Here is a 26,117-nt window from a genome sequence, read left to right as displayed (position 1 = left end):
ATGAGGAAATTTCATCACTGACGATTTTAAAGGGCGTTGCACGCTCAAAAATTTGATTTTGTGGAGTGGGCAATGCCTACCAAATCTTATCTGGGTGGGCTTTTGCCCACCCAAAAGAAGTTAACCCTCAACTTTCTAAATGCTCAATCGTTTTACCCACCCATTCCCGGTATCATGCTCTTGCTGAGGCGTTTGATAGCACTGTCTGCCACTTCAGAGTAACGACTTTCTCCGCACAGGATCTTGCCCATGCGCTCAGTGGCAGCAGGGCGCTTAACACCGACTCGATAAGCAATACCAGGAATTCTGTAGAACACTCCTGCTAAGCGTTGCGCCCATAGCATATCCGATCCCCATTCTTGGGCGATCGCGTCGGTATATCCTTCCAGAGCATTGCCATCGCCGGAGAGGGATTTGTCAATCGCTTCCGCTGCCTTCAAGCCGCTAAACATTGAGGGACGAATTCCCTCAGCAGTAAACGGATCGACAACACAGGCGGCTTCTCCGGCTAAAACTGCATTTTGCGTATGCAGCGTTTGATTGCCATCCCACAGGCAAAGGGGATGACCATATTGCTGGCTAGTATTGACCTCTACGCCGAAGGACTTGGCGTACTCAGCCAAAATTTTCTTAAAGTCTTGAGGTTCACCGCCGATAAACGTGCCAACACCGATAGAATAGCCGTCTGCTTTGGGAAAGTTCCAAATATAGCCATTTTTGACCATCCCAAATTCAAAATGGATCTTTTGCTCGTTAGCATTTTGGACGGGTACTTCTGCCTCCAAGGCTCCAGCCAGACGCCGTTTGCGCTCTTTAAAGCCCAGCCACTTAGCCATTGGCCCTTTGGCTCCGTCTGCGGCAATCAGATAGCGACCTTCAACAGGTCCATTGGCGGTGTTGACTTGCCAGCGATCGCTTTTAAACTCAATCCCCGTCACTTCAGTGCTGTCTCGCAGTTCTGCGCCTTGTTTCTGCGCCTGCTGCATCAGGAAGTTGTCGAAAACGTCTCGCCGTACCATCCAAATCGGTTTTCCCGTTTCCAGCTCTACTTCCACTGGATCGCCCATTTTCCAGGTATAGCGGAGTGATTTGAGTTTTAAGGAAATCGCTGGAGAAAAATCAAAATCAAACCACTCTTGTACCGCAGGCGATACTCCACCCCCACACGGTTTGTAACGCGGCATTGCGTCTTTTTCTAGGACTAAAACCGAACGCCCTCCCTTAGCTAGATGATAAGCTGCGGTTCCACCTGCTGGCCCAGCACCGACAATAATGCAGTCAAACATCGTGTTAATTTTTGCTCCTGAACACACTTGCATTTAAGCCTGTCAATCGAAGAATCTACATCCTCACGCTTGACACTCACTGGTAATTAAGCTTAATTGCTTTCCCTACCAGTTGGCTATTTGCGTAATTATCCCTATCTCAGTAAAACGTATACAATTTCAGGCTTTCAGGTTTTTTAGCCTAAATAATATTCGCCTCGATTTAGATTGTATCTTTACTTCTAGAAGACAAACCGTGTTTTCCAGTACGTAGTCGTTCAGCTTTTTCTTCCAGACAACTAGAAAGTGCGATCGCTATGTTTATTCAATTCATTAATTTTACTGAGTGCAAAGTTTGTATAAAGCTTATAGGATGGGTTCATGAAAGCTTTATAAAGTCGCTTACCGACTATTTTGTGCTTCTACTATTTTCATAAGGGGAAAAGCGATGTTCTGGGAATTACGCATCCAATACGCCAACGGCAACGAGAAAGTTTTACGCACCTGCAAAAATCGAGAAACAGCCCTGCGGTACATCGATGCGATCTACTCCCAGGGCTATCCTATGCACGTTGCTTTCCTAGTTCGTCCTGCCTTTTTAGATGGACAAGCGCTCCAACCTGCGTAGTATCAGTTTTTAGCCCTTCGTCCTGAGTTTGTTAGCTTTTGCGCGATCGCTTTTAACGAACGACCCATGACAAGTGACTAATGACTTTAAACGGTAGTGATATCTTTCTCTTTTTCGGCTAACAGCTCATCAACTTTGGCAACGTACTTGTCAGTTAGCTTTTGAATTTTTTCCTGTAAGTCTCTCCCTTCATCCTCAGAGATTTCACTATTTTTTTCTTGCTTGCGAATTGAGTCTACGGCGTCGCGGCGGATATTGCGAACAGAAACTCTACCTTCTTCAGCATACTTGGCAGCGATTTTCGCCAGTTCTTTACGGCGATCGCTGGTTAGAGGTGGAATATTCAATCGAATGACCGAGCCATCATTGCTCGGAGTTAAACCGACATCTGATAAAGAAATGGCTTTTTCAATCAGGTTCAAGCTGCCGCGATCGAACGGTTGAATGGTAATCGTACTAGAATCTGGTGTATTGATACTTGCCAGAGATTTCAGAGGGGTTGGGGAACCATAATATTCCACCGACACCCGGTCGAGGAGGGAGGAGTTCGCCCGTCCCGTCCGAATGGTATTAAAAGACCGCTGAGTCGCCTCAATTGTCTTTTGCATATGATTTTCAACATCAGCTAATTTCACAGAATCCTCCTACAATTGTTCCCACAGCTTCTCCCATAACGGCGCGGTGGATATTGCCCCGCACCGAGAGGTCGAACACAACGATCGGGATGTTGTTGTCTTTGCACAGGGCGATCGCGGTACTATCCATCACTCGCAGATCGTGAGTGAGGACGTGCCCGTAGGTCAGGCTCTGATAGCGACGCGCACCTGGGTTGAGATGGGGGTCTGAATCATAGATCCCATCTACTTTGGTTGCCTTAAAAATTACATTCGCATCAATTTCCGCCGCTCGCAAGGCAGCGGTCGTATCAGTGGTGAAGAAGGGGTTTCCCGATCCCGCCCCAAAAATCACTACCCGTCCTTTTTCCAAGTGGCGAATAGCACGACGCCGGATGTAAGGCTCCGCCACTTCCTGCATTGCGATCGCTGTTTGCACTCGTGTCGGGACTCCGATTTGCTCCAAGGAGTCTTGCAAGGTCATCGCATTCATCACCGTTGCAATCATCCCGATGTAGTCGGCTGTCGCCCGATCCATGCCAGCCGAAGCTGCCTTGACACCGCGAAAGATATTGCCGCCACCTACGACAATCGCCATCTGAATGCCAGTTGCCACGACATCTGCGACTTCCTGAGCGATTTCCTGAACCACAATTGGATCGATTCCATAGCCCAGGTTGCCCATTAAAGCTTCACCGCTCAGCTTTAGTAAAACGCGCCGATAAGTTATCCCCATGCCCAGACTATTGTCTCACTCAAAATACCTCCACCATAAGATAACAGTAGAGGAGTAAGTTTTGTGATATTATCCCCAAATTCAGTTAGTGAATTACCTACACCAACCCTAACGGGTATGGAGTAGGCTTCCAATTTCAATGGGAGCAACCTCGGAGTTCGTGGATTTTTTACGTCCAGAACCATGAGGATTTACACTCCCTCGATTGGCAGTAGCGCTGATTCCCAACGCCAATAATCGCAAGCCTTCATTTCTGATATTGATTGCCGCATTCACGTCTCGGTCATGTCTCTGACCACAGTGAGGGCAATCAAAGAATCGCACAGACAGATCCATTTTCGGAATCTTGAGCAGCGTGTTTGAACAAAGGTGAGAAGACGGAAAGAAGCGGTCTACTTCGAGATACGTCTTGCCATCAAACTCAGCTTTGTACTTGAGCATCGTGCAGAACTTCCCCCATCCAGCATCGCTGATAGCTTTTGCCAGGTTATGATTCTTCACCATGTTTTTCACTGCCAGATTTTCCACCACCACAACTTGGTTTTCGTTGACTAGCTTGCGAGATAGTTTGTGGAGGAAATCAACTCTTACTCGTGCAATTTTGCTGTGAACCTTGGCAACCATTTTTCTCGCTTTGGTGCGAGTTTGACTACCTTTCACTTTTCTCGATATCTTCTGTTGTTTCCGTTTTAAGTTATGAGCGTGTTTTTTAAGATGTCTGGGATTCTGAAACTTTGAGCCATCGGAGGTAACGGCGAAATCAATCAATCCCAGATCAATCCCAACCGCTTTACCCTCACTGGTGATCTCAGTCTTTTCAATGCCATCGTCTATCAGCAAAGAAGCATAGTAGCGTCCGTCAGGAGTCTTTGAGACTGTGACGGTTTTGAGCTTTCCTTCCGGTAAGGCACGATGAATCTTGGCTTTCACAATTCCCAGTAGCCCTGGAAACTTGATCGCGGATTTGCTCGTGACTTTCACGTTGGCGGGATACTGCACTGATTGACGGTCAAACTTGGTCTTGAAAGCAGGATATTTCGCCCGTCCTTCAAAGAAGTTTTGAAAAGCTTGAGACAGATTCAGCACCGACTGTTGAAGGCACTGCGAATAGGTTTCTTTCAGCCATTCAAACTCTGTCTTGAGCAGTGGAATGCGTTTCTTCATGTCGAGCGCAGATACGCCTTTACCCGTCCCTTTGTAGGTCTCTGACATCAAAAAGAGAGACTGATTCCACAGCCATCGCGTTGCGCCAAAGTCTTTGGACAACTGGATAACCTGCTCATCAGTGGGGTAAATTCGCACATGAGTTGCTTTCAACATCCCATTACTTTATCGCGAATCTAGATTGTTGATAACACTGGTTTGTGGCGAGTTCTGAGAGAGTGTTCATTGCGGTGCTGATATCCTTTCTCGTCAAACATTGGCAGATATCGCCCCGCAATTCACGCGCCTTTCATCCCACACCAACGCTTGAGTATGGTGTGGGGATTCCCGTCTACCTAGCTAAAGTGTGGACCTTGAGACTACGTGTTAATGACGCCACTTTACCGGGCTGCCTACCGCCTCGGTTGAGGCTGGAGTAATCACCGTTTTTCCTTGCAGCAAAGAAGCGATCGCATCCCGTAAATAATCCACCTTCACCGCTGCTGGATCTTGGGAATTATCATCAATCCGTCCGCTGTAGCGAAGTATCCCGGAATTATCTAATAAGAAAACCTCCGGCGTTGTCTGTCCCCCGAAGCAACGAGCGACATCCTGAGTAGTATCTCGCAGATAAGGAAAATTCAGACCGTGAGTTGCTGCCAAAGTTTGCATATTCTCGAAGCTGTCTTCAGGAGACTGGACAGCATCATTGGCGTTGATGCCAATCAGGGTAAATCCCTGGCTTTGAAACTCGCTTTGAATCTGAGTTAGCCTGCCCAGATAGGACTGCACGCATGGGCAATGATTGCACATAAAAACAACGCCCACAGCTCGATACTTTTCTAAATACCGAGCCAGGTGGTGGACTTGATTATCGCTTCCCGGCAATTCAAAATCCGGAGCATAACTACCAATAGGAGTGCCGGTCTTTTCCATTACACTCATTTACTTATCCTTGGGTAATTACAACAAATTCGGACAGGGCTACAGTAGTAAGGGACGGGGCAATTCCGGTGTCTATTCGCTTTGGGAGAACGCCTGATAACCGATTAGTTTATAGACTAATTTTGCAGCGGTAAATTGTGATACTACGGAATCTACAATCGGTGCCAATTCCATGACATCACAACCAATCACCTCGTAATTTTGAAACACTTGCCGCAAAAAAGAGAGTAGGGAGTACCAATTTAATCCACCGGGTTCTGGAGTGCCGACACCAGGCATCAGGGTGGGGTCAATTCCGTCAAGGTCAATAGTGAGGAAAACTCGTTTGGTGGGGATACTAGCGATCGCTCGTTCTATCCAATCCGCTTGCATAGCAATTTCTCTCGCCCGAAACACGATCAAATTTTTCTCTTTGATCAGATCGGCTTCTTCTTTGCAAATCGCGCGGATGCCGATTTGTACGGTTGGCAATCCCATCTCCACAATCCGCCGCATCACGCAAGCATGGTTGTGAATCGAGCCTTCGTACTCATAGCGCAAATCGCCGTGAGCATCTATTTGCACGACCGTAAAGGGTTCATTAGGGTAGGCTTTTCGGTATGCCTCCACCAGACCCGTGGTAATGCTGTGTTCGCCACCCAGACCAATGACAAACTTGCCGTCAGCTATCATCTGAGACGCTGTTTCGCAGGTAACTTGCAGCATTTCCTCTGATGAAACTGAACGACCGTTGCGCGTGTCTGCAATCGATTCAGCCGTATAAATTCCAATGTCTTTGCCAGTTTCCCAATCTAGCTCCTCATCATAATATTCCACCTGCCCAGAGGCTTCTAGAATCGCATCTGGCCCATTTTTGCAGCCATTTCGATACGTTGTCGTCGCCTCATAAGGAATCGGCAAAATCACCACCCGCGCGGCATCGTAGGTAGAAGCTACATCAGGGCCAAGGAATGGCAGAACAGAAGTAGAAGTTTGCACCGTACTCATCACCAACTAAATTTCATCAGGGAGTCACCAATCTAGATACTGACATACTCCCCGCTTTGAGTGCTACGCACAGGTGAAAAACTAGGGCTGGGAAATTGGAAATTGAAAATTGGAATTCTCCGTGCCACTTTCCGCTTCCTTTTAGATTCCTCACCTGATTACCAGGCTTATCTACACTTGACATCCGAGTTTTTACGGGATTTTCGATTCAGTTGCTCAAAATTACTGGAATCAGTGTTTTCTAGAGTTTAAGAATTGTAAAATTAGGAAAGCTAGCTCTACCCGTGGCGTTGAGAGCGCACTCAAGGCGCGACGGGATAGAAATCAAAGATATGCGATCGCTATCTATCCCATGACTCCATCTTCCTCCACCACTCCAACCGCACCCACAACTGCCCACATCGTCACGAAAACTTGGACTTGGCAAGGTTTTCCCATCTGCTACCAGACTCAAGGAAACCTAGGGCCAGCGGTTGTGCTGGTGCATGGATTTGGGGCATCTTGGGGGCACTGGCGCAAAAATATCCCAGTGCTGGCTCAAAATTGCCGCGTCTATGCCATTGACTTAATTGGCTTTGGCGGTTCCGCGAAACCCACGCCAGGGGGGAAGATTTCCTACACCTTTGAAACTTGGGGACAGCAACTCGCTGATTTTTGCCGCGAGGTGGTGGGAAGCCCCGCTTTTTTAGTCGGAAATTCCATTGGCTGTATTGTGGCAATGCAAGCAGCAGTAGATCATCCAGATATTGTCTTGGGAACTGCCCTAATTAACTGTTCTCTGCGGCTGTTGCACGACCGCAAACGCGCCCAGTTGCCCTGGTATCGAAGCTTTGGGGCACCCATCGTTCAACGACTGCTGGCAGTCAAGTGGATTGGCAAATTCTTCTTTAGCCAACTTGCCAAGCCGAAGGTGGTACGGAAGGTTCTCCTGCAAGCCTACAAGCATCCGGAAGCGGTGACAGATGAACTGGTGGATATGCTTATGGCACCGGCTTTTGATGAGGGGGCTGTGGACGTTTTTGTAGCCTTTACACGCTATTCTCAAGGGCCACTGCCGGAAGACCTGCTGCCTCTTTTGCCCTGCCCGACAATCATTCTCTGGGGAACGGAAGATCCTTGGGAACCCATAGAACTGGGGCGAGAGTTTGCCAATTACCCGAAAGTTGAGAAGTTTATTCCCATAGAAGGTGTCGGGCATTGTCCCCAGGATGAAGCGCCTGAGTTAGTTAACCCGATTTTGCAGGATTGGATATTGCAGCGGTACTCGGACAATCAAGTTTTAACTGAAAATACTTAGAAGTGCTGGAAAGCGATCGCCCCCAGCACTTCTAAGCAGTCACCCACACTAGAAAAATCACCTGTTTGGGAATTGGTAGTTGAGAAAATTACCCATTTAAAATGAGTCCCGATTAGCATTCCTCTTCAGCCAGTCTTGACCCAGCTGAATCGTCACATCTGAAACCAGGTTGCCGGTACTTTCAACACGCACTTCCCCAAATCCCAGCGAACGGTAGATAGCTTTGGCACTATTTCCATCTCCCTGTTGAGCCACCAGGTGCGTTACCCGCAACGGTTCGGGCCACGGGTCGTCAACGTAGACGTTTCGGTAGCCAGCATTCTTGAGCCTGTCGATTAAGGATTGGACAGCCTTCATATCACCCGTGCTATCTTGAATCGCCACCCGGATATAGGCAGGGTCATTTGCTTCGCCACCGTCCAATCCCTGGTCAAAATGCTGTGCCATCATTGTCTGGATGCGGCGACGATTCGGCAACCAGTAACTCACCTCATGATGCCCGTTGCCACTAAAGTCACCAGGTACCATTAACATTTGCACTTGGGAACGGTCTGTCTTGACACCATAACCAACCAGGGCTAACAACTCCTCAACCGTCAAGTTGGTGTCAATATGCGACTGGATAACCGAAAGAATCTTCGGCATTCTCGCCAAAGTGGTTGGATTCAGTGCTTGTTCCATCAGTGACCGCATTACCATTTGCTGCCGCTGAATCCGACCGATGTCGCCATACTTGTCATAGCGGAAGCGCAGCAATTGCAGCACTTGATTGCCATTGAGATGTTGTTTTCCTGCTTTCAGGTTGATGTACAGGTGCTGGCTATCATCTCGATATTTCATATCCCTGGGGACGTAGACGGTAACGCCACCCAAGGCGTCCACCAGCTTTTCTACCCCCTGAACGTTAATTCGGATGTAGCGATCGATTCCGACTCCGCTGAGGAGTTCGCTAGTTGTCTTAGCACTCAGCGCTGGCCCCCCCTCCAGATTAGCGGCATTAATCTTGGTAACGCCGACCCCCTCCACAAAGGCGCGGGTATCCCGTGGGATAGATAAAGCAGTAATTTTTTGCGCCTCCGGGTCAAACCGCAGCAAGAGCATGGTATCTGATAGACCCTCGAAGGAGTTCACCAGTGCGTGGTATCCCAGATTTTTCGTTTCAGCAGGGGGGTGATCTAGGTCAGAGGAGATAACCTTAATTCCCATGACTAAGATATTGACGGGGCGGGTCAATTCTGGCAACCGCATACTGGTACGAGAGATGCGATCGCCATCAAACACCGCTGCTTCTTCAGGACTTAGGTGGCTTTGCAGCAAGGGCGTACTGGAAAAAGACACTGCTAACAAAGCTCCCGCAGTTGCTGACAGCATTGCCACCCCAGTTAAGCCCAATCCAAGCCAAAGCCAGTTCACCTGGTTTCGTTTTTGAACAGGCTTTTTCTTGATGGGTTGATTGGGTGGTTGCCCCCACGGGCGTTTTTCAGGAATTTTTCGGGCTGACACTGGCTTCCTCACACACGCAAAAAAGATAGCACGAATTTGTGTTCAAGGTAGGGGCACGGAATCTGGCAATCTGGAGCTGGGACGTTTATCTCTAACAAAACCCGTCCTTAAGAAGGATTGCACTAGAACACTCATAGCAGTTTTTCTACCGATTTATTGCAAAATCAGGCAAACACTGGCAAGAGTTTAACCTCATTTGGGTAGAGATGCGTAGGCTAGAGGGAGAACCAGCTATCAAGGGCATAGCTCGAATTGGATTCGACCTTCCCCATTCCTTACTTTTGTTCAAGGAAAGTATCCGGATACAAATGGGTTGCACTCGTAACTCCGATTGCTTTTTTGAAAGAATACTTTGCGCCTACAACCTCTGTGCCTCGTCCCAAACTGAGGCTGAACAATACACGCTTAGGACAAGTGTTTGCGAACGACTCCCTCCGCAAGCTGGCTAACACCCGGAAGACGTACAGATTTCCGTTGCCACAGACGCACCATCAACCATAAGCTGACCAAAAAATAACCCGATGTCAGCAGGCCATTGATAAATAACAAGCGCAGGGTTAAAGTTTCTGAAGCTTGTGCAACTCCAGCCCCCAATAAACCGTATGCCAACAGCCAACCGAGAGCCAGCGTCACCGACAGTCTGCTCACAGTTTGTTGTTGCCGGTTGCTATCACGTCGGTACAGCGTCCAGAGGGCTGGGAAAAAGCCAACCACAGGAATCAAATAGATAAACAGCTGGTAAAGTGGGGTTTCCAACCCGTCCCTCTTGATGTCTTGATTTTCAAACGGGTCAATGTCTTTCATTTTGGTTCCACAATAGACCCCATAAATAGAACGGTTCCAGTTTGATTATCTCGAATGCAAGCGAAAAACGGGCGGTTAACAATCATCTCGAAGGGTTCCTCTGCCATCGGTGCAGATGTTGTCACTACACCGATGGCAGTGACTGCGGCTGCTTCGGTTCCGGCTTCGTTCACTTCCACAAAGGTTTTGTGCTTGACTTGATTGAGCTGGAGTGGGATAGAACTCATCTGAGTAAAATTAGCATTTGAGTTGAAAGCTACTTCCATACCCAGCGCTTTGAGAGCGTCGTTGAGTTCTATGTCGTAGTCCATTTTGAAGCGAGGCATCTGGATAAATCCCGGTTGCTTTTTGAATTGGGTCATCCATTGCTCCCAGTTTTCAGTATTTAGCTGCTGGTAAAAATTTGTCAGTTTAAAATTTTCTTTCGGCAGAAAAACATACAAACTAAGTTTTCCTTTTCCGTAGGGTAAGCTAATGGCTTGAAACTGGTCGTTTTCGTAGTATTTATATTTATCCCTTTGCGACATCATTGGGTGTTGTTTCTGAGTCCCATCAGAAAGATAGAAAGGTTGGGTTGTTGTTTGCCTCTTGTCGAATTTGTTTGTCCAAGTTCCTTTGAAGTAAAGAGCGTTGATCAAAAATAGCACTTGATCGGGTGGAATTTCGTTGACAATCGAATTAATTTTGCCGCGAGTATTTTGTTTTACCCAGTTATTGATGACAGATGGAGCGCTGGGGTTGGTAAAGTCTAATTCTGCAATTTTTGCCTGGTAAAATTGGCGGTTTTTCTGAAGAAATTCCGGATTGAAAGAGACGCCCTTTTTTGCCCAGAGAGAGTTAGCAATGGTCAGTTGCACTTGGGGGTCGGGATTTTCTAAGAGCGCTTTCAAGGCGTCATTGGCTTGATTGACTTCCTGTAGGCTTAATCCTTGGAATTCCAAAGTTTTTGCCATTGCTTGTTGAGTATCGCCGCTAGCACCGTTGTAGGTCATCGAGAGCGCGATCGCTACACTAGAAGGCGAGACAAAAATATTCTTGCCGCTGTCCTTGTTTAAAATTTCCTTGAATAGTTTGAACCCAAATTTTGTATTAGCAGCAACCAGTCTCGAATCCACGGGTTTTTTCTGGCGCTGACTGATGGTAGGAGATGTCTCAGGCTGCCTGGGTTCGCCCATTACCGCTTGCGGATTTTTGACCATCGACCATCCTAGTAAACCGAGTAGGATGATACTGATTGATGCGATCGCTACCATTAGACTGAACATTGGTCGCTTCATATAGCTGTTTATATTGCCGTAACATTCCTTTTCTAGAATGACGGGTAACAGCCAGGGACGTTCCAGTGGTTACGGTTTTGGCAACTGAACCAGATCGCACAAGGTTTAAGGAGTGTGTCTATACAAGGCGCGATATCTTGTTAAACGCAGCCGCATATTCTCCAATCTTAAATAGCGATTCTCTTTTAATTTTGACTTTTGAGTAGCTCTTTAGCGGGTACAGTCCACCAAGCTAAGGCATAGGCTTGAGTATTTTCATTTAATTTCTGACGATATTGGACGCGGATTTTGTAGCGACCCGTGGCAGGAATTTCATGAAAAATGTGTTCTACACTATCAACATCACTTTCCGAAGACCAGATACTCTTACTGATATCATTATCTTCGACTCGCATCAGGTAGATATCGAGATTGTTTAAGCCGCGATCGCTAAAACTTTCCCCCACATCAAACTGCTTGTTGTTATTTTGATCTTGCAACTCCACACGCCTGTCCCAGGCAAGCGTGATCGACGCAAAACTCCCTTGCTGCAATGGTTGGTTCAACACATAATCCTGAAATGCAGACTCCTTCACCGTGCGGTAATCCCAACCTACCAACGGCACCGGCTTTTCAGAGTTCCACTGACCAGGACTAAATTGCTGGTAAGCCCGAAAAGTATTCATCTGTCCGGTACCCATTTGGAAGTCTAGTGGGATTTTTCGGTCTTTGTAAGCATCGGAGGCTAACCAGTCGCGGTTATCTTTGGTCAAAATTGTGCGACTCATGGCTTGCCGCAGTCCATCGCCACTATCTTTGATTTTTTCAGCGGAGTTCAGCAGGACGGCTTTCATGACTTCATGACGACGGGCATCTGGAGTCCAGTTGGGCTGTTGTGTTCGCAGCTGGCGATCGCTATATTCTTGTAATAACGCTACAGATGCGGTGACATGGGGAGCCGCAAAACTCGTCCCAGTAACCCGACTTTCCTTACCCTTAATATCTAATAACTCGATATTGCTACCGGGTGCCACCAAATTAATCGCGCGACGCGGGCCAACATTAATTTCACGGTCAAGCAGACGCTTCCCAATGCCGATGGGCGCAGCACTCAAGTTGGCAAAATCTACTTTGGTAAAAATTCCCTCGCGGCGCGTAGTATAAGCAACATTGACGCCATTATAGTTATCCGTGGGAATCGGAATACCGCCAGTCCCTTGATTCCCCGCCACCACATAAAGCGAGTCGTGGATGCGAGCAGACCAGTCAATACACTGTGTTAGCAGAGCGTTGCCATCCAGAACCGGGTTCGGTCGAGAATCTCGCTCCAGAGACTCTCCAAAACTAAAGTTAATTGCCCGGACATCGCTCCCATTTTGCATTGCCACATACTGAGTGGATAGGCACTCTTCCGGTTGACCTGTCTTTTGCGGGGCGCCAACAGCAGAAGCATAAAGTCGTGCCTCTGGTGCTATTCCCGGTAAACCTTTATCCGAGCTAATCATCACGCCTGCTACCATTGCGGCGTGCCCATCGACATTGCTATCCGCTTTAGCTGGGGTATCTCGATAAAAGACTCGCATTAGGGCGAAGGCTCGATTCCGGGAAACCGCTTTATCCAAACCAAATTGTCCCGGTCTTCCAATCTCTACCTGACCGAGAGCAATCTTACGACCCAATAAGTTATAAGGAGCAGCGTGTAGCCTTTGGGCATCAATGCCAGCTTCTCCCAGTGATGAGGTTTCTTTAGCCAGAGAGGAAGGAGCGGTTAAGGCGGTAATTCCCAGTCCCCAAACAAGCCATGTTAGTTTTTTAAAAATCTGCTGGTGAGCCAACGCTTGCGTCTCCACTGAAGTTTTGAAGGTTGAAGGTTGAAGATTGTAGTTTCAAGGTTGAAGGTTGGAGATTGAAGGTTAAATTCACACTTCATCGTTCATACTTCATACTTTTTTAAGGCTTGCCGCGTCTTTTGTTAAACTTAATACCAGACGAGGACGCAGGAGAGTAGAAATAACCATGACCCAAACGCCATCCCAGAAGCCGATTGTTATCGCTCCATCAATCCTATCAGCTGACTTCAGTCGATTGGGAGAGGAAATTCGGGCGGTGGATGCCGCCGGTGCAGATTGGATTCACATTGATGTGATGGATGGTCGCTTTGTCCCCAATATCACAATTGGCCCGCTGATTGTAGAAGCGATTCGTCCTGTTACCCAAAAGCCGCTGGATGTCCACCTGATGATTGTGGAACCAGAAAAGTATGTGGCAGATTTTGCGAAGGCGGGGGCAGATCATATCTACGTTCATGCGGAACACAACGCTTCACCGCATCTGCACCGGACTCTAGGACAAATCAAGGAACTGGGTAAAAAGGCTGGTGTCGTTCTCAATCCTTCTACGCCGTTGGAGTTGATAGAGTATGTGCTGGAGATTTGCGATCTGGTACTGATTATGAGCGTTAACCCTGGTTTCGGCGGTCAAAGTTTTATCCCAGAGATGGTGCCGAAAATCCGGAAGTTGCGTCAAATGTGCGATGAACGCGGTTTAGATCCCTGGATTGAAGTGGATGGCGGACTCAAGATAGATAATACCTGGCAGGTTTTGGAAGCGGGAGCGAATGCAATTGTCGCCGGTTCTGCTGTGTTTAAGGCGAAGGATTATGCACAGGCAATTGAAGGCATTCGCAATAGTAAGCGTCCTTCACCAGAATTAGCTGCGGTGTAAGAAGAATTTAATAATATTGCCCTTAGAGACGCGATTAATCGCGTCTCTACTAGATGAAAAAAGCCTGCGATCGCGGGCTTTTTTTGTTGTTAGATAGAGGAGAATGTACAAAAGTTTTAGCACGTCCCTATCTTGATACCGTGCCAGAATGAGTAACAGCATTTAGCAATCGTGAAAGATGGTTTGGACGAATGGGCAAGCATTGTTTGGCGATCGCTATATTATCGCAAAGAGGCTAGGCGAAGGCGGTATCGGCATCACCTATCTTGCCAGAAATAAACGCGGCGAACTGCGGGTGATTAAAACCCTGAGAGAACAAATTCTCAATCATCCAGCTTGGATAACGCGCCAAGCTAAATTACGGCAAGATTTCCGCGATGAAGCGCTGCGGCTGGCTTTGTGTCGTCACCCTCATATAGTGCAGATTGAAAATGTCTTCGATGAAGGGAATCTGCCTTGCATAGCGATGGAGTATATCGAAGGCGAAGACTTAGACCAGCGTGTCATCCGGATGGGGGTATTATCGGAACCAGAAGCGCTACACTACATCGGGCAAATTGGCGATGCTTTAACGCAAATTCACGAACGCGGCTTGCTACATCGGGATCTCAAGCCCAATAACATTATGTTACGCAGTGGTAAATTGGAAGCTGTGCTGATTGACTTTGGCATTGCTAGAGAATTTATCCCCAATGCTATCCAGACGCATACAGAAAATCTGACTCCTGGCTATGCGCCACCCGAACAATATATCCCTAATGCAGAACGGGGAGAATACATAGATGTCTACGCCCTAGCCGCTACCTTGTATAGTTTGCTTACCGCAGAAGTGCCAATGCCTGCGCCTGCGAGATTGCAAAATATTCCCCTAGAACCACCGCAACGGTTAAATCCCAACATCAGCGACCGAGTAAATGAGGCAATTATGCGGGGAATGGCGCTTAATCAAAAGTATCGCCCGCAGTCGGTGCAGGAGTGGTTGGATTTGTTGGGATGCGATTTAGGGGCAGGTTTAAGGAAACAATCCTCTATACCACCAATAACACCCCAACCAAAGTCAGTAACACCCGTTACAGTGGTTCCTCCGCTATCACCAAATCCCAAACCGCAAATACACAATCCAAGCCCATCAATACCTGCTGTAATTATTCCTCACACTTGGCAATGCGTACAAACTCTCACAGGTCATTCCAAGTGGGTTAATTCCGTCGCCTTTAGCCCGGATGGGCAGCTACTCGCTAGTGGCAGTCTCGACGACACTATCAAGATTTGGCAACTGGGTACGGGCAAACAAATCCGCACTCTCACTGGTCATTCCAAGTCGGTTAATTCCGTCGCCTTTAGCCCGGATGGGCAGCTACTCGCTAGTGGCAGTCTCGACGACACTATCAAGATTTGGCGGTTGTCTTCTTAAAAAAGAGCAATTTAATAGAATGTTTAGGAAGTAATAAAGGTGAGCGTTAGGCTACATCCCCATGCTCAAGCAAGATTAATAGAGCGTGGTGCAACTGAGGCAGAAGTTATTGTCACTGTTGAAGGTGGTGCAACATTTCCTGCTCAATTGGAGCGAACAGGCTTTAGGCGTAACTTTCCCTTCAATGCCGAGTGGCGGGAAAAATTTGGCTCTTCATTACTTGGTATGCTAAAAAGTTGATCCCAAAACTTGAAAGGCTTACCTAGCAAGGTATAACAATTTTGGACTGTATTTTCTATTTAATAAACGCTAAATTGGCTTAAATTTATGGCTAGTATAGCTTGTGGCGCTTCTTGACTATAATTTAGCATACCAACTACGGAAGAGCCAAAAATTTTATGCTACGAAAAAGGTAGAGGTTATTGCAGTTAAAGAAAACGAAGAAGACTGGCTGGTTATCAATGTAATTGTTAAATTCTTTTGAGGACAATATTTTATGAAACTAACTTACGATCCAAGATACAACGTCGCTTATATTTATCTACAAGAAAAAACAGTGCAGGTAGAAACCATCCAGGTGAGCGATGAAATGAATGTGGATATAGCGCCTGACGGCACCATTTATGGAATTGAACTACTTAATGCAAATCAACAATTAGGAGCTGATAATCAGGGAAAGTTGATTGTAGTAAATGAAGCTTTGGGAGAATCTTCTGAGATTAAACTGGCACTATGAAAGCATAGGAATTTCTAGTCAAGGTGACATCCGAAGGAAAACTTGAATTTCCAGAAACCTTCTTAAAACACTTGCCAACTAACCAAGAAGTGAGAGTGATTATTCTGGTGAATGAACCGACCGATACACAAGAAGAGGAAAAAGCAGCTTGGCATCGCCTTGCCGCCGAACAATTCTTTGCTGACTACTAACTACACAAATTGTCGCGTACATAGTACCTAACAAAAAAAGGGTATCCAATCAAATTGAATACCCTTTTTTTAACAAGCTAATGCTGTTTCATGTGTGCTGGCTTTAGTGCCTGCGACCGCCTAGCCACTTAGCAGCCATGACGCCAAATACAGCGGCAACCACTGGATTGCTAAGAAACTTCATGATAGCTGGTTTGTCAGCTAATACATCTTGGAAAATGTCAGGATGAGTGTGATAGGTAAAGGTAGCCAGCTTGCTGACATCATCCGCACTCATATGGTTGGTGTGATGGGTGGAGAGACTTAATTGTTGCTCTAACTGGCGGTCATTGAGTCCTCTTTCCTTTAACCGCTTGAAGAACTCCCGCGCTACATCATCCCGTTCGTTGGGTTGAATCTGCGCGATCGCTTTTTGCAGTTCTGGCTCCATCTGGCTGACGGGAATGCTGTCCGGATGTAGCGACCGACCAAACAGTTGACGGCGTTCGTCTCTAGAAGAGCGTTGAGCAAAGTCATCAAAATTTTGATAGTCGCTGCTGGGATCGGTTGGAGCGTCCTGCATAGATTCGGAGTTACCACCAGCCAAATCATTCATGATTTGACGCTTATATTGTTCGCTGCTGGTCATTTTCTTATCTCCTGATTCAAAAGCTAAAAGAAAAAATCGTAAATTCTGGGTAGAGACGGGATTCCTCCTATCTCTACAAATGCACCTTCTGAAGTAGTTGAAGCTAGATGAGCTACCCCAGCTTTTACCGATTTCCCCTTAGTTAGACTAAGCGCCTTGATACTGAATCTGTTTTGACTGATCGTCATACTTGGCTGTCAAAATCAGTTTTTTATCTGGCGCATACATCAAAACGGTTAAATCTTGGTTGGGAAAATTCTTGTGGAATCCTTGGGCTAAAGAGCTTGCTAAACCTTTGACTTCATTAGGACGGACTTGCGGCGTAATCACAACTCCCAATTTGTTGTTATCACGGACGTAGGCATCCTTGACCAATCCTTTAGCTGTCTGGACTACCCAATTCCCAAATTCCTGACCGACTGGAGTGCTACCGCGTTCCAACTGTTGATAAGCGACAATGCTATTAGCACCGCTACTCGCACCTGGTAGCGTTCTCGGTTGAGTTGCTTGGCTAGCTCCACTACAAGCTGTAGCCGTGGAAAGGAACAGAACCAAGACTAAAGCCGTAAAAATTTTACGAAATTGCTGAAGAAAATTCACCTCAGTCTCCTATTAAACTCATCTTTGTCAGACAGAATCAAAGTGTTATCTGTCTGTGGTATTGGCTGGATTAAATAAGGGAGAAGGTCTAGATGAATCTCTTCAGTAACTAGACCTCCGTAGTCAAGTATTAGGCGTTATCAACCAAATCTTTTGCTTTATCTTTCACGTCTTCTTTGGCGTGACCCACTTGGGCTTCAGCTTGCTTGGCTTTGCCTTCAGCTTTATCTTCTGGATCGCCAGTTATGTTGCCGAGCGCTTCTTGGGCTTTGCCTTCGATATTTTTGCCAGTTGCTTTGGCTCTATCTTCAACGCTCATTTTTTTCTCCTAATTTTTAAACAGTCTTCCTTTAGAAGATGCGTTAAATTTGCTTTTGGCGCAATCTTCTTTTGCGGGTATGCATTCAATGTATCTGTTTTTTTTTACATAGCCTTCTCTCCCCAGATAGAAAAGATGGGGATCGCTGTTATTACTCTTTACATATACTGAAAGAATGAGTAGTTTCTACTGCTAAAGGTAGATGATATTTCAATAATATTCTTAATTGTTTTAGGAAAAAATATCGGATAGACTAAAAAAAGTGGGACGATAATCCCATTTGACGAATTGCCTGCAACAGCTCTCCCGAACCTTCGCAATGGGAGCGCCGCTGCGCTAGAAAAAAGCGGCTTTCCAGAATCGCAAATGTAGTGCTATAAAGTAAATGGGTATAAGTGAATTAGTCCAAAGTGCTAACAGAGCGCGGTTGCGAAAAACTGTGATAGCACAATTTCATCTGCAAGCAATATTGAAGCCAATCAACTAATCAGCGATCGCTTTACCGCTTGCATAGAAAAAATAATTATTATAAATATTTGTTAAAATATTTATGCCATCCTCTATGACCGTGCATGGCAGTGACAAGTCAGGATTGATTTCTGGCGATCGCTAGATGAGCAAGGCATAGAAGATCGCAAATGGGTAGGATGAGACAAGAGAGATATCTGGTAATGTGCCGACCAAGCTCCAGGCACGAAAAACGATTTTCTTAAAGCTTCTTAAAACTGTATGTCGCAATTTTGTCTGCAAGCTCCCTTTCAACCGATGGGCGATCAGCCGAACGCGATCGCACAACTCACGAAAGGCTTACTCGCTGGCGATCGCTTTCAAACCCTACTGGGAGCGACGGGAACGGGCAAGACATTCTCAGTAGCAGCCGTTATTGAGAAAGTCGGCAGACCCACGCTGGTGCTGGCGCACAACAAAACTCTCGCCGCTCAATTGTGTAACGAATTGCGGGAATTCTTTCCCCCAAACGCGGTGGAGTATTTTGTCAGTTACTACGACTACTATCAGCCAGAAGCGTATATTCCCGTCACCGACACTTATATCGAGAAAAGTGCCGCAATTAACGACGAAATTGATATGTTGCGACACTCCGCCACGCGATCGCTTTTTGAACGGCGCGATGTCATTGTCGTGGCTTCCATTAGCTGTATTTATGGTTTGGGAATTCCCTCGGAATACCTAAAAGCCGCGATTCCTTTAAAGATGGGACTAGAAGTGAATCAACGCGAGTTGCTGCGAGATTTAGCTTCCGTGCAGTATAGCCGCAACGATGTAGAAATGGGGCGAGGAAAGTTCCGAGTTCGGGGCGATGTGCTAGAAATTGGTCCTGCTTACGAAGACCGGATTATTCGCGTAGAATTTTTTGGAGATGAAATTGACGCCATTCGTTACGTTGACCCCGTAACCGGCGAAATTCTTCAGAGTATGGACGCCATAAATGTGTACCCAGCGCGTCACTTTGTCACCCCAGAAGATCGGTTAGAAGCGGCTTGCAACGACATTGAGCAGGAACTAAAAGATCGGCGGTCAGAATTAGAAAAAGCCGGGAAATTACTAGAGGCGCAACGACTCGATCAGCGCACTCGCTACGATTTGGAAATGTTGCGGGAAGTAGGATATTGCAACGGCGTTGAGAACTATTCCCGACATTTAGCAGGACGGCGTGCGGGAGAACCGCCAGAGTCCTTGATTGATTATTTTCCCAAAGATTGGCTGTTAGTGGTGGATGAATCTCACGTCAGCGTTCCGCAAATCCGGGGAATGTACAATGGCGACCAAGCACGAAAAAAAGTGCTGATTGAGCATGGTTTTCGCCTTCCCAGTGCGGCTGATAATCGTCCTCTGAAGTCGGAAGAATTTTGGGAGAAGGTGAATCAGTGTATTTTTGTTTCTGCAACTCCCGGTAACTGGGAGATAGAACAGTCAGAGGATCGAATTGTACAACAGGTAATTCGTCCGACTGGCGTTATCGATCCAGAAATTTTTGTGCGTCCCACGGAAGGACAAATTGACGACTTGTTGGGTGAAATTAAAGACAGGATTGACAAGCGAGAACGGGTGCTAGTTACTACTTTAACTAAGCGCATGGCGGAGGATTTGACAGAGTATCTACAAGAACGAGGAATTCGAGTCCGCTATCTGCATTCAGAGATTAACTCGATTGAGCGAATTGAAATCTTGCAAGAGTTGCGCGAAGGCAATTTCGATGTGCTAATCGGCGTCAACCTGCTGCGAGAAGGATTGGATTTGCCGGAAGTGTCTCTGGTGGCAATTTTAGATGCAGATAAAGAGGGTTTCTTACGCGCAGAGCGATCGCTCATTCAAACCATTGGTCGCGCCGCTCGTCACATCCGGGGTCAAGCGATCCTCTATGCTGATAATCTCACCGATAGCATGATCAAAGCGATTGACGAAACCGACCGGCGGCGGGGGATTCAGATGGCATATAACAAAATGCACAACATTACACCCCAGCCAATTATCAAAAAAGTCACTAACTCAATTCTGGCTTTTCTGGATGTGTCGCGGCGGCTAAATACCCAACAGTTGGAAGAGGTTTACGAACAGGCGGACGAGCTTTCCTTAGAACAAATCCCAGAGTTAATTACCCAACTGGAAGCGCAGATGAAAGAAGCAGCAAAGAATTTGCAGTTTGAAGAGGCTGCAAAATACCGCGATCGCATTAAGCACCTGCGAGATAAATTACTAGGTCATTAGTATTCCTTAAAACCCAGTTTCTTCAAGAAACTGGGTTTATTTTATATAGTTAAAAACCTGAACATTGCCTTCAAACCATCTTCGATAGGCTGATACTCGTCAGGAGTTAAAGTGCCTCGGTAGCGCAAGACGCGCCGGACATCTATAGCACGTATCTGATCTAATAAAACTATTGAGTTACGTCTAATACCCCCAACTCCAGCTGGAAGAAACGGGTACAAAGTCGGGTTTTCCGCCACCCAGTCTCCTGATTGTGCTGTCGTGGGAACGACAACAACAAGCGAAAAACGCACAGACCCCGTATCACCAGGCAAAGCAACAACGACAGCTGGACGTTGACCTTGTTGTTCGCGACCGAGGGGAGTGTGAATCGGGAACTCAACCAGTAAAACATCCCTGACACTGAATGTGTTAGTCACGGGGTGGCGCTACCCCTTCATCTTCCACAATAACTGCCCCAACGCCGGGAATATAGCGCACAGGCTTACCAATTGTGAGCGGGTCTTCATCTCCCCAGTCATAGGGTTCGCTGTCCTCACCCAGGAAGATATCCCGCCAAGGTGAGTTTTCTAGGAATTCCTCAGACAGATGAGGCACAAATTCCATTATTTCTGCCACGTTCACAGGAATTCCTGTGAGTTTGATTAGACCCTCTAGGATAGCAGCTAGGGTAGATAGCTCTATGTGACGCTGCTCTTTTGGTTTTTCTACCAGTCGGTAGATAATTTCAGGCTCAACTGCATCGCCGACAACGGCTACTAACTTGTCGGCGGTGAAGCCTCGTAACTTTAGGTATTCAGCTAGTTTCCAACGAATTTCACTCATAGTTTTAGTTTAAGATGCGGTGAAGTGGAGCGCGATCGCATCAAATACATCCTTTGCAATTGAGAAGCGATCGCACTGAATTCCCCAAACTGTGCGGGATAAGTTGCAGATGCGATCGCATCCATCCACCAATCAGCTACCTGGAAACCAAATTGAGCAACCTTTATAATTGAGGTCACAGACTCAGGCATCACTCGTGCAGCCTATGAACGCCATCACGCTGAATATTCCCCATCTGACAGCCGAGGGGTTTGCTCAATTGTGTCAAGCTAATGAAGACTTGCAGCTAGAACGTGCCGCAACTGGAGAAGTAATATTAATGCCTCCAACATATCCTTGGACAGGCAAGCAAAATTTCAGCCTGCTTGCCCAACTTGCTGCCTGGATTGAACAAACTGGGCTTGGTATTGGCTTTGATTCCTCCACTGGCTTTACCCTTCCTAATGAGGCTGTCAAGTCGCCCGATCTCAGCTGGGTGAGTAATGAACGATGGGAGGCATTAACCCCCAGCCAGCAAAAAGAGGAATTTTCGCCTCTATCTCCTGATTTTGTGATCGAGTTGCGCTCTGAAAGTGACTCGCTCCAGAAGCTGCGGAAAAAGATGCAGGAGTATATTGACAACGGCGTTCGCTTAGGCTGGCTGATTGACCCGAAGACGAAGCAAGTGGAAATTTACCGTCCAGGGCAAGATGTAGAAGTGTTGCAGTCTCCCACAACTGTATCTGGCTGTGATGTACTGCCAGGATTTGAGTTGAATTTGAATAAAGTTTGGTGAAGTGCGATCGCGCTTCTCCTTTGTTTGTCTCCTTTGCGCCTTGTCGGTTCAAAAATTCAATAGCGATGGGAAAACAGGGTGAAGGAGCGATCGCATCCATCCACTAATCAGCTACCTGGAAACCAAATTGAGCAACCTTTATAATTGAGGTCACAGACTCAGGCATCACTCGTGCAGCCTATGAACGCCATCACGCTGAATATTCCCCATCTGACATCTGAGGGGTTTGTTGAACTAGCCCAAGCTAACCAAGACTTGCAGCTAGAACGTGCAGCTACTGGAGAAGTAATCATTATGCCTCCAACATATCCCTGGACAGGCAAGCAAAACTCTGGACTGAACGCCCAACTATGGCTCTGGAATCGACAGACAGGCTTAGGCATAGTCTTTGATTCCTCTACAGGCTTTACCCTTCCTAATGGTGCTGTCAAGTCGCCTGATGCTACTTGGGTGAGTAATGAACGGTGGGAAACTCTTACCTCTAGCCAGCAACAGGAACAGTTCTCGCCTTTATCTCCTGACTTTGTGGTGGAATTACGCTCTAGTAGTGATTCCCTAGAAAAGGTACGGGCAAAGATGCGTGAGTATATTGACAACGGCGTTCGCTTAGGCTGGCTGATTGACCCGAAGACGAAGCAAGTGGAAATTTACCGTCCAGGGCAAGATGTAGAAGTGTTGCAATCTCCCACAACTGTATCTGGCTTTGATGTGCTACCTGGATTTGAGTTGGATTTGAATCAGGTATGGTGAAAGCTGATTTTTGGTACGCGATCGCATCCAACACGAATACGATTAACTGCTAAAACATCGCTACACAGATGCCAATTATCGGTAGAATCTGCATCCTGCATCCATCGCTCCTAGTTCAGCATATCCCAGAAGGTCGCTAAGCAAGGCAGGCAAAGGATTTCTGGCAAATTCATCAAGCGCAATTTATTATCATCCAAGCCAATCACTTCATCCAGAAACCATGCTCTGAATGAAACTAAACCTCACCCTAAATTTCTACCTTTGGGTTGTGGTGAATAGTACTAGCGATATCCGTACAATGTTGGCGATCGCCATCTGGAACTTCAGATGCTGTGAGTGCAGTTAAACTTTATAAGAGGCGACTCTTACTTTGTCGTATCCCTCCCACAACCCCAATGTTCAGGGTGCCACGAGAAAACCTAGCTCTAAACTTGTCTCTGGCTTTGAATCGTCATAAATGTCGATTTCTCGCAGGCGTCCACCCACAGCCGAGTCCTCAACCCGCCTCATCAGCCGCTGACGACGATCTTCCAGATTACGCAGTGCTGAAACCAGAGAAATTAAATTTGCATCTACATCTTCGATCTTGTTTGCAAAGGGCGGTGCTTCTCGATAGTGTTGGCAATTCGCGCAGTCCTAATTATGTTCGTGGGGTGACGATTTCAACCAGTAATTCTGGGCATACTAAGAGCATAGAAGAGCATCATTAAGCCTGGGAATGTAACATATGCTTAGTTACGAGCGCATATCTGAAAAAACTGCTCTGAAACCGATGTCTGTTGATTTTACTGTAGCCATTCCGACCTATAACGGGGAAAACCGCTTACCTGATGTACTAGAGCGACTGCGATCGCAAACTCATACCGAGCAAATTGCCTGGGAAGTTCTAGTTATTGATAATAACAGCTCAGACAACACCGCAAAAGTTGTTCAAGAATACCAATCTCACTGGCCTGTAGCCTATCCTTTAAGGTATTGTTTTGAACCCCAACAAGGACTTGCCTTTTCCCGTCAACGTGCAGTCCAAGAAGCCAGAGGTAAATTGATTGGATTTCTCGATGACGATAATTTACCAACATCAACGTGGGTTTCGGCAGCCTACACATTTGGGCAAAAGCATCCGAAAGTTGGCGGTTATGGAAGCCGCATTTATGGCGACTTGCAAGGAACTCCTCCCCAAAATTTTGAGAAAATTGCCTGTCTGCTGGCAATCGCAGACAGAGGAGCAAATGCTCTATGCTACGAACCCCACAAAAAGCTGCTACCACCTGGGGCTGGATTAGTTGTGCGTCGCCAAGTCTGGCTGGAAACTGTGCCTAAAAATTTTATTCTTCACGGGCGAATTGGCGACAATATGCTGGCAGGAGAAGATTTGGAAGCGCTATTACATATTCAACAAGCTGGATGGGAAATTTGGTACAACCCTGAAATGTGTATTTACCATCGAATTCCCTACTGGCGCTTAGAGAAAGAGTATTTAATCAAATTATGTCGCGGCATTGGTTTGAGCCGCCATCGGACTCGGATGCTCAGTGTCAAACCTTGGCAGCGACCCCTCGCTTTTTTTCTGTATATGTTTAACGATTTACGTAAAATCTTATTTCATCTAATCAAGTACAAATTTTCGTTAAAAGATGATATTGTAGCCGCTTGTCAAATGGAGCTTTTTATTAATAGCCTCATTAGCCCTTTTTATATTTGGAAAACCCAACTACGGACTTATGATATAAAAATTAATTAAATTCTATATAGAGAATTTCCTGGTTATCTTGTAACTATTCTCAATATAAAAGCTTTACTTTCTCTTCATATAGGGAGTATTCGTCTCGCTTAAACTGGTCTTTAGCTGGATCAATAGTGAAAACTCTATGGAAGTAATCAGCCTAAAAGCGTAGGCTTCTCGCCCCATCAGTGCTGTTGATATATCCAAAGGCATTCTTGTTGGCAATTCAAAAAAACTCTAGGAACTATCCCTAACTTTAATCCCCACACCGTATGAACAATATCACGACAGCAATTCCCTTTGTGGATCTTCAACTCCAACACCAGCCTCTTCAAACACAGATAGAGGAGGCAGTGCGGGGTACGATTCAACGGGGAGATTTTATATTAGGTCAGGCTGTGGCTGACTTCGAGGCGGCGTTTGCGAGTGCCTGTGGTGTGGCTTATGGCATTGGGGTCGCTTCGGGAACAGATGCGCTAGCGCTCGGATTAGAAGCCTGTGGCATTGGTGCCGGGGATGAGGTCATTTTACCCACCAATACTTTCATCGCCACTTTGATTGGCGTCACCCACGCTGGTGCCACACCAATTTTAGTCGATTGCGACCCCCAAACTGCGCTAATTGACTTTACAGCCGCCGAAAAGGCAGTCACACCCAAAACCAAAGCAATCGTTCCGGTGCATTTGTATGGGCAAATGGTTTCGCCTCGCCAACTTTTGGACTTCGCCAGCGCCCACAACCTGATTGTATTTGAAGACGCCGCTCAGGCTCACCTGGCAGAGCGAGAAGGTTATCGTGCTGGTTCTATTGGCAAAGCAGCAGCTTTTAGCTTCTATCCCAGTAAAAATTTGGGGGCATTAGGGGATGGAGGCATGGTGATCACCGATGACGAAGCGATCGCGCAGAAAATGCGATCGCTCCGCAATTACGGTTCTTCCCGTAAATATTATCACACCGAATCCGGTACCAACAGCCGACTCGATACCCTGCAAGCCGCTGTCCTCAACATCAAACTACCTCATCTTGCCGACTGGAATCAGGCACGTAATCAAGCAGCCCAGCAGTACGATGTTTTACTAAAGCCGCTGGCAAACTCCGGAATTTTTTCCCTACAAAACCAAAATGGGAACGGTCACATTTATCACCTGTATGTTATCCGCATCACCAAAGCTTGTCCCCTCGACCGGCAGACGATTCAAGACAAACTAGCGGCTGTTGGCATTCAAACCGGCATCCACTACCCCATTCCCTGTCATCTTCAACCCGCCTTCGAGAATCTCGGCTATCAAGCCGGAGACTTCCCCCAAGCCGAAGCCCTAGCACTAGAAATTTTATCCTTACCTATGTATCCAGGCTTAAGCGATACCCAAGTCCATCAGGTCATTGATACCTTGCAAACCTTGTGTGTTAGAACCTGATAAATTTTCAACCCAAAGAACGCAAAGGGAAGCGCTCTCGGTACGCCAAGGAGAATTCTAACTTTGCGTACCTTTGCACCCTTAGCATTAAGTAAAGCTTAGATAATTA

The 26,117-nt window shown here is 46.7% G+C and carries 28 protein-coding genes; 12 read left to right on the top strand and 16 right to left on the bottom strand.

Features of this window, described 5'->3' with window-relative positions; translation table 11 throughout:
• Positions 1 to 152: 152 nt before the first annotated feature.
• Positions 153 to 1,286, bottom strand: coding sequence for a geranylgeranyl reductase family protein (locus AC2VDX_RS13165; protein ID WP_378179366.1), 1,134 nt, complete (start codon positions 1,284 to 1,286; stop codon positions 153 to 155).
• A 427-nt stretch (positions 1,287 to 1,713) separates the two neighbouring features.
• On the opposite strand from AC2VDX_RS13165, the gene AC2VDX_RS13160 reads away from it, so the two are divergent.
• Complete coding sequence (locus AC2VDX_RS13160) at positions 1,714 to 1,893, top strand: family 2 glycosyl transferase (RefSeq protein WP_378179372.1); 180 nt, start codon at positions 1,714 to 1,716, stop codon at positions 1,891 to 1,893.
• 86 nt (positions 1,894 to 1,979) lie between these two features.
• On the opposite strand, the gene frr is transcribed toward AC2VDX_RS13160, so the two are convergent.
• The 5 genes from frr to speB all read right to left on the bottom strand — a co-directional run bounded on the left by frr (position 1,980) and on the right by speB (position 6,318).
• Positions 1,980 to 2,528, bottom strand: a complete 549-nt coding sequence (frr, locus tag AC2VDX_RS13155) for a ribosome recycling factor (protein WP_378179374.1) — start codon at positions 2,526 to 2,528, stop codon at positions 1,980 to 1,982.
• Positions 2,515 to 3,243, bottom strand: coding sequence for a UMP kinase (gene pyrH, locus AC2VDX_RS13150; RefSeq protein WP_378179377.1), 729 nt, complete (start codon positions 3,241 to 3,243; stop codon positions 2,515 to 2,517). The genes frr and pyrH overlap by 14 nt, the downstream gene beginning before the upstream one ends.
• A 108-nt stretch (positions 3,244 to 3,351) precedes the next feature.
• The gene (locus AC2VDX_RS13145) at positions 3,352 to 4,563 is read right to left on the bottom strand and encodes an RNA-guided endonuclease InsQ/TnpB family protein (protein ID WP_378179380.1); all 1,212 of its coding nucleotides are present in this window, start codon (positions 4,561 to 4,563) and stop codon (positions 3,352 to 3,354) included.
• A gap of 210 nt (positions 4,564 to 4,773) precedes the next feature.
• Positions 4,774 to 5,331, bottom strand: a complete 558-nt coding sequence (locus AC2VDX_RS13140; RefSeq protein WP_378179383.1) for a thioredoxin family protein — start codon at positions 5,329 to 5,331, stop codon at positions 4,774 to 4,776.
• A 72-nt stretch (positions 5,332 to 5,403) separates the two neighbouring features.
• Positions 5,404 to 6,318, bottom strand: coding sequence for an agmatinase (speB, locus tag AC2VDX_RS13135; RefSeq protein WP_378179386.1), 915 nt, complete (start codon positions 6,316 to 6,318; stop codon positions 5,404 to 5,406).
• A gap of 352 nt (positions 6,319 to 6,670) precedes the next feature.
• On the opposite strand from speB, the gene AC2VDX_RS13130 reads away from it, so the two are divergent.
• Positions 6,671 to 7,615 carry an alpha/beta fold hydrolase gene (locus AC2VDX_RS13130; protein ID WP_378179389.1) on the top strand — a complete coding sequence of 315 codons (945 nt, stop codon included), beginning with the start codon at positions 6,671 to 6,673 and terminating at the stop codon, positions 7,613 to 7,615.
• 96 nt (positions 7,616 to 7,711) lie between these two features.
• Here AC2VDX_RS13130 and AC2VDX_RS13125 read toward each other — a convergent pair whose 3' ends face one another.
• The 4 genes from AC2VDX_RS13125 to AC2VDX_RS13110 all read right to left on the bottom strand — a co-directional run bounded on the left by AC2VDX_RS13125 (position 7,712) and on the right by AC2VDX_RS13110 (position 13,028).
• On the bottom strand, positions 7,712 to 9,118 hold the full coding sequence (locus AC2VDX_RS13125) for an LCP family protein (RefSeq protein ID WP_378179392.1): 1,407 nt from the start codon (positions 9,116 to 9,118) through the stop codon (positions 7,712 to 7,714).
• 405 nt (positions 9,119 to 9,523) lie between these two features.
• Positions 9,524 to 9,922, bottom strand: coding sequence for a hypothetical protein (locus tag AC2VDX_RS13120; protein ID WP_378179395.1), 399 nt, complete (start codon positions 9,920 to 9,922; stop codon positions 9,524 to 9,526).
• Positions 9,919 to 11,199, bottom strand: a complete 1,281-nt coding sequence (locus AC2VDX_RS13115) for a serpin family protein (protein WP_486928177.1) — start codon at positions 11,197 to 11,199, stop codon at positions 9,919 to 9,921. Before AC2VDX_RS13115 ends, AC2VDX_RS13120 begins: the two co-directional genes overlap by 4 nt.
• A gap of 185 nt (positions 11,200 to 11,384) precedes the next feature.
• Complete coding sequence (locus AC2VDX_RS13110; RefSeq protein ID WP_378179401.1) at positions 11,385 to 13,028, bottom strand: S8 family serine peptidase; 1,644 nt, start codon at positions 13,026 to 13,028, stop codon at positions 11,385 to 11,387.
• 166 nt (positions 13,029 to 13,194) lie between these two features.
• On the opposite strand from AC2VDX_RS13110, the gene rpe reads away from it, so the two are divergent.
• From rpe to AC2VDX_RS13085, 5 genes are all read left to right on the top strand, one after another.
• Positions 13,195 to 13,902, top strand: coding sequence for a ribulose-phosphate 3-epimerase (gene rpe / locus AC2VDX_RS13105; protein WP_378179404.1), 708 nt, complete (start codon positions 13,195 to 13,197; stop codon positions 13,900 to 13,902).
• 178 nt (positions 13,903 to 14,080) lie between these two features.
• Positions 14,081 to 15,316 carry a protein kinase domain-containing protein gene (locus AC2VDX_RS13100; protein WP_486928176.1) on the top strand — a complete coding sequence of 412 codons (1,236 nt, stop codon included), beginning with the start codon at positions 14,081 to 14,083 and terminating at the stop codon, positions 15,314 to 15,316.
• A gap of 39 nt (positions 15,317 to 15,355) precedes the next feature.
• A complete protein-coding gene (locus AC2VDX_RS13095; RefSeq protein ID WP_378179407.1) occupies positions 15,356 to 15,556 on the top strand; it encodes a hypothetical protein in 201 nt (66 codons plus the stop codon).
• Positions 15,557 to 15,812: 256 nt separating this feature from the next.
• A complete protein-coding gene (locus AC2VDX_RS13090) occupies positions 15,813 to 16,052 on the top strand; it encodes a DUF2283 domain-containing protein (protein ID WP_378179410.1) in 240 nt (79 codons plus the stop codon).
• Positions 16,053 to 16,075: 23 nt separating this feature from the next.
• Positions 16,076 to 16,243, top strand: a complete 168-nt coding sequence (locus AC2VDX_RS13085) for a hypothetical protein (protein ID WP_378179413.1) — start codon at positions 16,076 to 16,078, stop codon at positions 16,241 to 16,243.
• A 103-nt stretch (positions 16,244 to 16,346) separates the two neighbouring features.
• Here AC2VDX_RS13085 and AC2VDX_RS13080 read toward each other — a convergent pair whose 3' ends face one another.
• The 3 genes from AC2VDX_RS13080 to AC2VDX_RS13070 all read right to left on the bottom strand — a co-directional run bounded on the left by AC2VDX_RS13080 (position 16,347) and on the right by AC2VDX_RS13070 (position 17,790).
• Positions 16,347 to 16,871: a hypothetical protein gene (locus AC2VDX_RS13080; RefSeq protein WP_378179416.1), complete on the bottom strand. Its 525-nt coding sequence runs from the start codon at positions 16,869 to 16,871 to the stop codon at positions 16,347 to 16,349.
• 147 nt (positions 16,872 to 17,018) lie between these two features.
• Positions 17,019 to 17,471 carry a hypothetical protein gene (locus tag AC2VDX_RS13075; RefSeq protein WP_378179419.1) on the bottom strand — a complete coding sequence of 151 codons (453 nt, stop codon included), beginning with the start codon at positions 17,469 to 17,471 and terminating at the stop codon, positions 17,019 to 17,021.
• A 130-nt stretch (positions 17,472 to 17,601) separates the two neighbouring features.
• Positions 17,602 to 17,790, bottom strand: coding sequence for a CsbD family protein (locus tag AC2VDX_RS13070; protein WP_378179422.1), 189 nt, complete (start codon positions 17,788 to 17,790; stop codon positions 17,602 to 17,604).
• A 729-nt stretch (positions 17,791 to 18,519) separates the two neighbouring features.
• On the opposite strand from AC2VDX_RS13070, the gene uvrB reads away from it, so the two are divergent.
• On the top strand, positions 18,520 to 20,517 hold the full coding sequence (uvrB, locus tag AC2VDX_RS13065; RefSeq protein WP_378179424.1) for an excinuclease ABC subunit UvrB: 1,998 nt from the start codon (positions 18,520 to 18,522) through the stop codon (positions 20,515 to 20,517).
• Between the two features lie 41 nt (positions 20,518 to 20,558).
• Here the strand turns inward: uvrB and AC2VDX_RS13060 are convergent, their stop codons facing one another.
• The 3 genes from AC2VDX_RS13060 to AC2VDX_RS13050 are packed head-to-tail and all read right to left on the bottom strand — an operon-like array spanning position 20,559 to position 21,536.
• On the bottom strand, positions 20,559 to 20,936 hold the full coding sequence (locus AC2VDX_RS13060) for a type II toxin-antitoxin system PemK/MazF family toxin (protein ID WP_378179427.1): 378 nt from the start codon (positions 20,934 to 20,936) through the stop codon (positions 20,559 to 20,561).
• Positions 20,929 to 21,342: a hypothetical protein gene (locus AC2VDX_RS13055; RefSeq protein WP_378179429.1), complete on the bottom strand. Its 414-nt coding sequence runs from the start codon at positions 21,340 to 21,342 to the stop codon at positions 20,929 to 20,931. Before AC2VDX_RS13055 ends, AC2VDX_RS13060 begins: the two co-directional genes overlap by 8 nt.
• Entirely contained in the window at positions 21,339 to 21,536 is a 198-nt protein-coding gene (locus AC2VDX_RS13050; protein ID WP_486928175.1) for a hypothetical protein, read from the bottom strand. The genes AC2VDX_RS13055 and AC2VDX_RS13050 overlap by 4 nt, the downstream gene beginning before the upstream one ends.
• An 11-nt stretch (positions 21,537 to 21,547) precedes the next feature.
• Between AC2VDX_RS13050 and AC2VDX_RS13045 the strand changes: the two genes are divergently transcribed.
• The 4 genes from AC2VDX_RS13045 to AC2VDX_RS13030 all read left to right on the top strand — a co-directional run bounded on the left by AC2VDX_RS13045 (position 21,548) and on the right by AC2VDX_RS13030 (position 26,008).
• Positions 21,548 to 22,117, top strand: a complete 570-nt coding sequence (locus AC2VDX_RS13045) for a Uma2 family endonuclease (protein ID WP_378179502.1) — start codon at positions 21,548 to 21,550, stop codon at positions 22,115 to 22,117.
• Between the two features lie 180 nt (positions 22,118 to 22,297).
• On the top strand, positions 22,298 to 22,867 hold the full coding sequence (locus AC2VDX_RS13040; protein ID WP_378179504.1) for a Uma2 family endonuclease: 570 nt from the start codon (positions 22,298 to 22,300) through the stop codon (positions 22,865 to 22,867).
• A gap of 772 nt (positions 22,868 to 23,639) precedes the next feature.
• Positions 23,640 to 24,608 carry a hormogonium polysaccharide biosynthesis glycosyltransferase HpsE gene (gene hpsE / locus AC2VDX_RS13035; protein WP_378179434.1) on the top strand — a complete coding sequence of 323 codons (969 nt, stop codon included), beginning with the start codon at positions 23,640 to 23,642 and terminating at the stop codon, positions 24,606 to 24,608.
• Between the two features lie 254 nt (positions 24,609 to 24,862).
• Positions 24,863 to 26,008, top strand: a complete 1,146-nt coding sequence (locus AC2VDX_RS13030) for a DegT/DnrJ/EryC1/StrS family aminotransferase (protein WP_378179437.1) — start codon at positions 24,863 to 24,865, stop codon at positions 26,006 to 26,008.
• Positions 26,009 to 26,117: the final 109 nt, after the last annotated feature.

Source organism: Coleofasciculus sp. H7-1, from assembly GCF_057473865.1.
Note: the sequence above shows the minus strand (reverse complement) of the source record. Positions and strands in the feature narration are given on the sequence as shown.

What these genes read in the sequence shown, in the direction of transcription:
- AC2VDX_RS13165 (WP_378179366.1), bottom strand. Translation starts at nt 1,286, where the DNA reads ATGTTTGACTGCATTATTGTCGGTGCTGGGCCAGCAGGTGGAACCGCA.
- rpe (WP_378179404.1), top strand. Translation starts at nt 13,195, where the DNA reads ATGACCCAAACGCCATCCCAGAAGCCGATTGTTATCGCTCCATCAATC.
- AC2VDX_RS13160 (WP_378179372.1), top strand. Translation starts at nt 1,714, where the DNA reads ATGTTCTGGGAATTACGCATCCAATACGCCAACGGCAACGAGAAAGTT.
- AC2VDX_RS13055 (WP_378179429.1), bottom strand. Translation starts at nt 21,342, where the DNA reads ATGAGTGAAATTCGTTGGAAACTAGCTGAATACCTAAAGTTACGAGGC.
- AC2VDX_RS13090 (WP_378179410.1), top strand. Translation starts at nt 15,813, where the DNA reads ATGAAACTAACTTACGATCCAAGATACAACGTCGCTTATATTTATCTA.
- speB (WP_378179386.1), bottom strand. Translation starts at nt 6,318, where the DNA reads ATGAGTACGGTGCAAACTTCTACTTCTGTTCTGCCATTCCTTGGCCCT.
- AC2VDX_RS13115 (WP_486928177.1), bottom strand. Translation starts at nt 11,199, where the DNA reads ATGAAGCGACCAATGTTCAGTCTAATGGTAGCGATCGCATCAATCAGT.
- AC2VDX_RS13140 (WP_378179383.1), bottom strand. Translation starts at nt 5,331, where the DNA reads ATGAGTGTAATGGAAAAGACCGGCACTCCTATTGGTAGTTATGCTCCG.
- AC2VDX_RS13130 (WP_378179389.1), top strand. Translation starts at nt 6,671, where the DNA reads ATGACTCCATCTTCCTCCACCACTCCAACCGCACCCACAACTGCCCAC.
- AC2VDX_RS13120 (WP_378179395.1), bottom strand. Translation starts at nt 9,922, where the DNA reads ATGAAAGACATTGACCCGTTTGAAAATCAAGACATCAAGAGGGACGGG.
- uvrB (WP_378179424.1), top strand. Translation starts at nt 18,520, where the DNA reads ATGTCGCAATTTTGTCTGCAAGCTCCCTTTCAACCGATGGGCGATCAG.
- AC2VDX_RS13030 (WP_378179437.1), top strand. Translation starts at nt 24,863, where the DNA reads ATGAACAATATCACGACAGCAATTCCCTTTGTGGATCTTCAACTCCAA.
- AC2VDX_RS13045 (WP_378179502.1), top strand. Translation starts at nt 21,548, where the DNA reads ATGAACGCCATCACGCTGAATATTCCCCATCTGACAGCCGAGGGGTTT.
- AC2VDX_RS13100 (WP_486928176.1), top strand. Translation starts at nt 14,081, where the DNA reads ATGGTTTGGACGAATGGGCAAGCATTGTTTGGCGATCGCTATATTATC.
- pyrH (WP_378179377.1), bottom strand. Translation starts at nt 3,243, where the DNA reads ATGGGGATAACTTATCGGCGCGTTTTACTAAAGCTGAGCGGTGAAGCT.
- AC2VDX_RS13145 (WP_378179380.1), bottom strand. Translation starts at nt 4,563, where the DNA reads ATGTTGAAAGCAACTCATGTGCGAATTTACCCCACTGATGAGCAGGTT.
- hpsE (WP_378179434.1), top strand. Translation starts at nt 23,640, where the DNA reads ATGTCTGTTGATTTTACTGTAGCCATTCCGACCTATAACGGGGAAAAC.
- AC2VDX_RS13070 (WP_378179422.1), bottom strand. Translation starts at nt 17,790, where the DNA reads ATGAGCGTTGAAGATAGAGCCAAAGCAACTGGCAAAAATATCGAAGGC.
- AC2VDX_RS13040 (WP_378179504.1), top strand. Translation starts at nt 22,298, where the DNA reads ATGAACGCCATCACGCTGAATATTCCCCATCTGACATCTGAGGGGTTT.
- AC2VDX_RS13080 (WP_378179416.1), bottom strand. Translation starts at nt 16,871, where the DNA reads ATGACCAGCAGCGAACAATATAAGCGTCAAATCATGAATGATTTGGCT.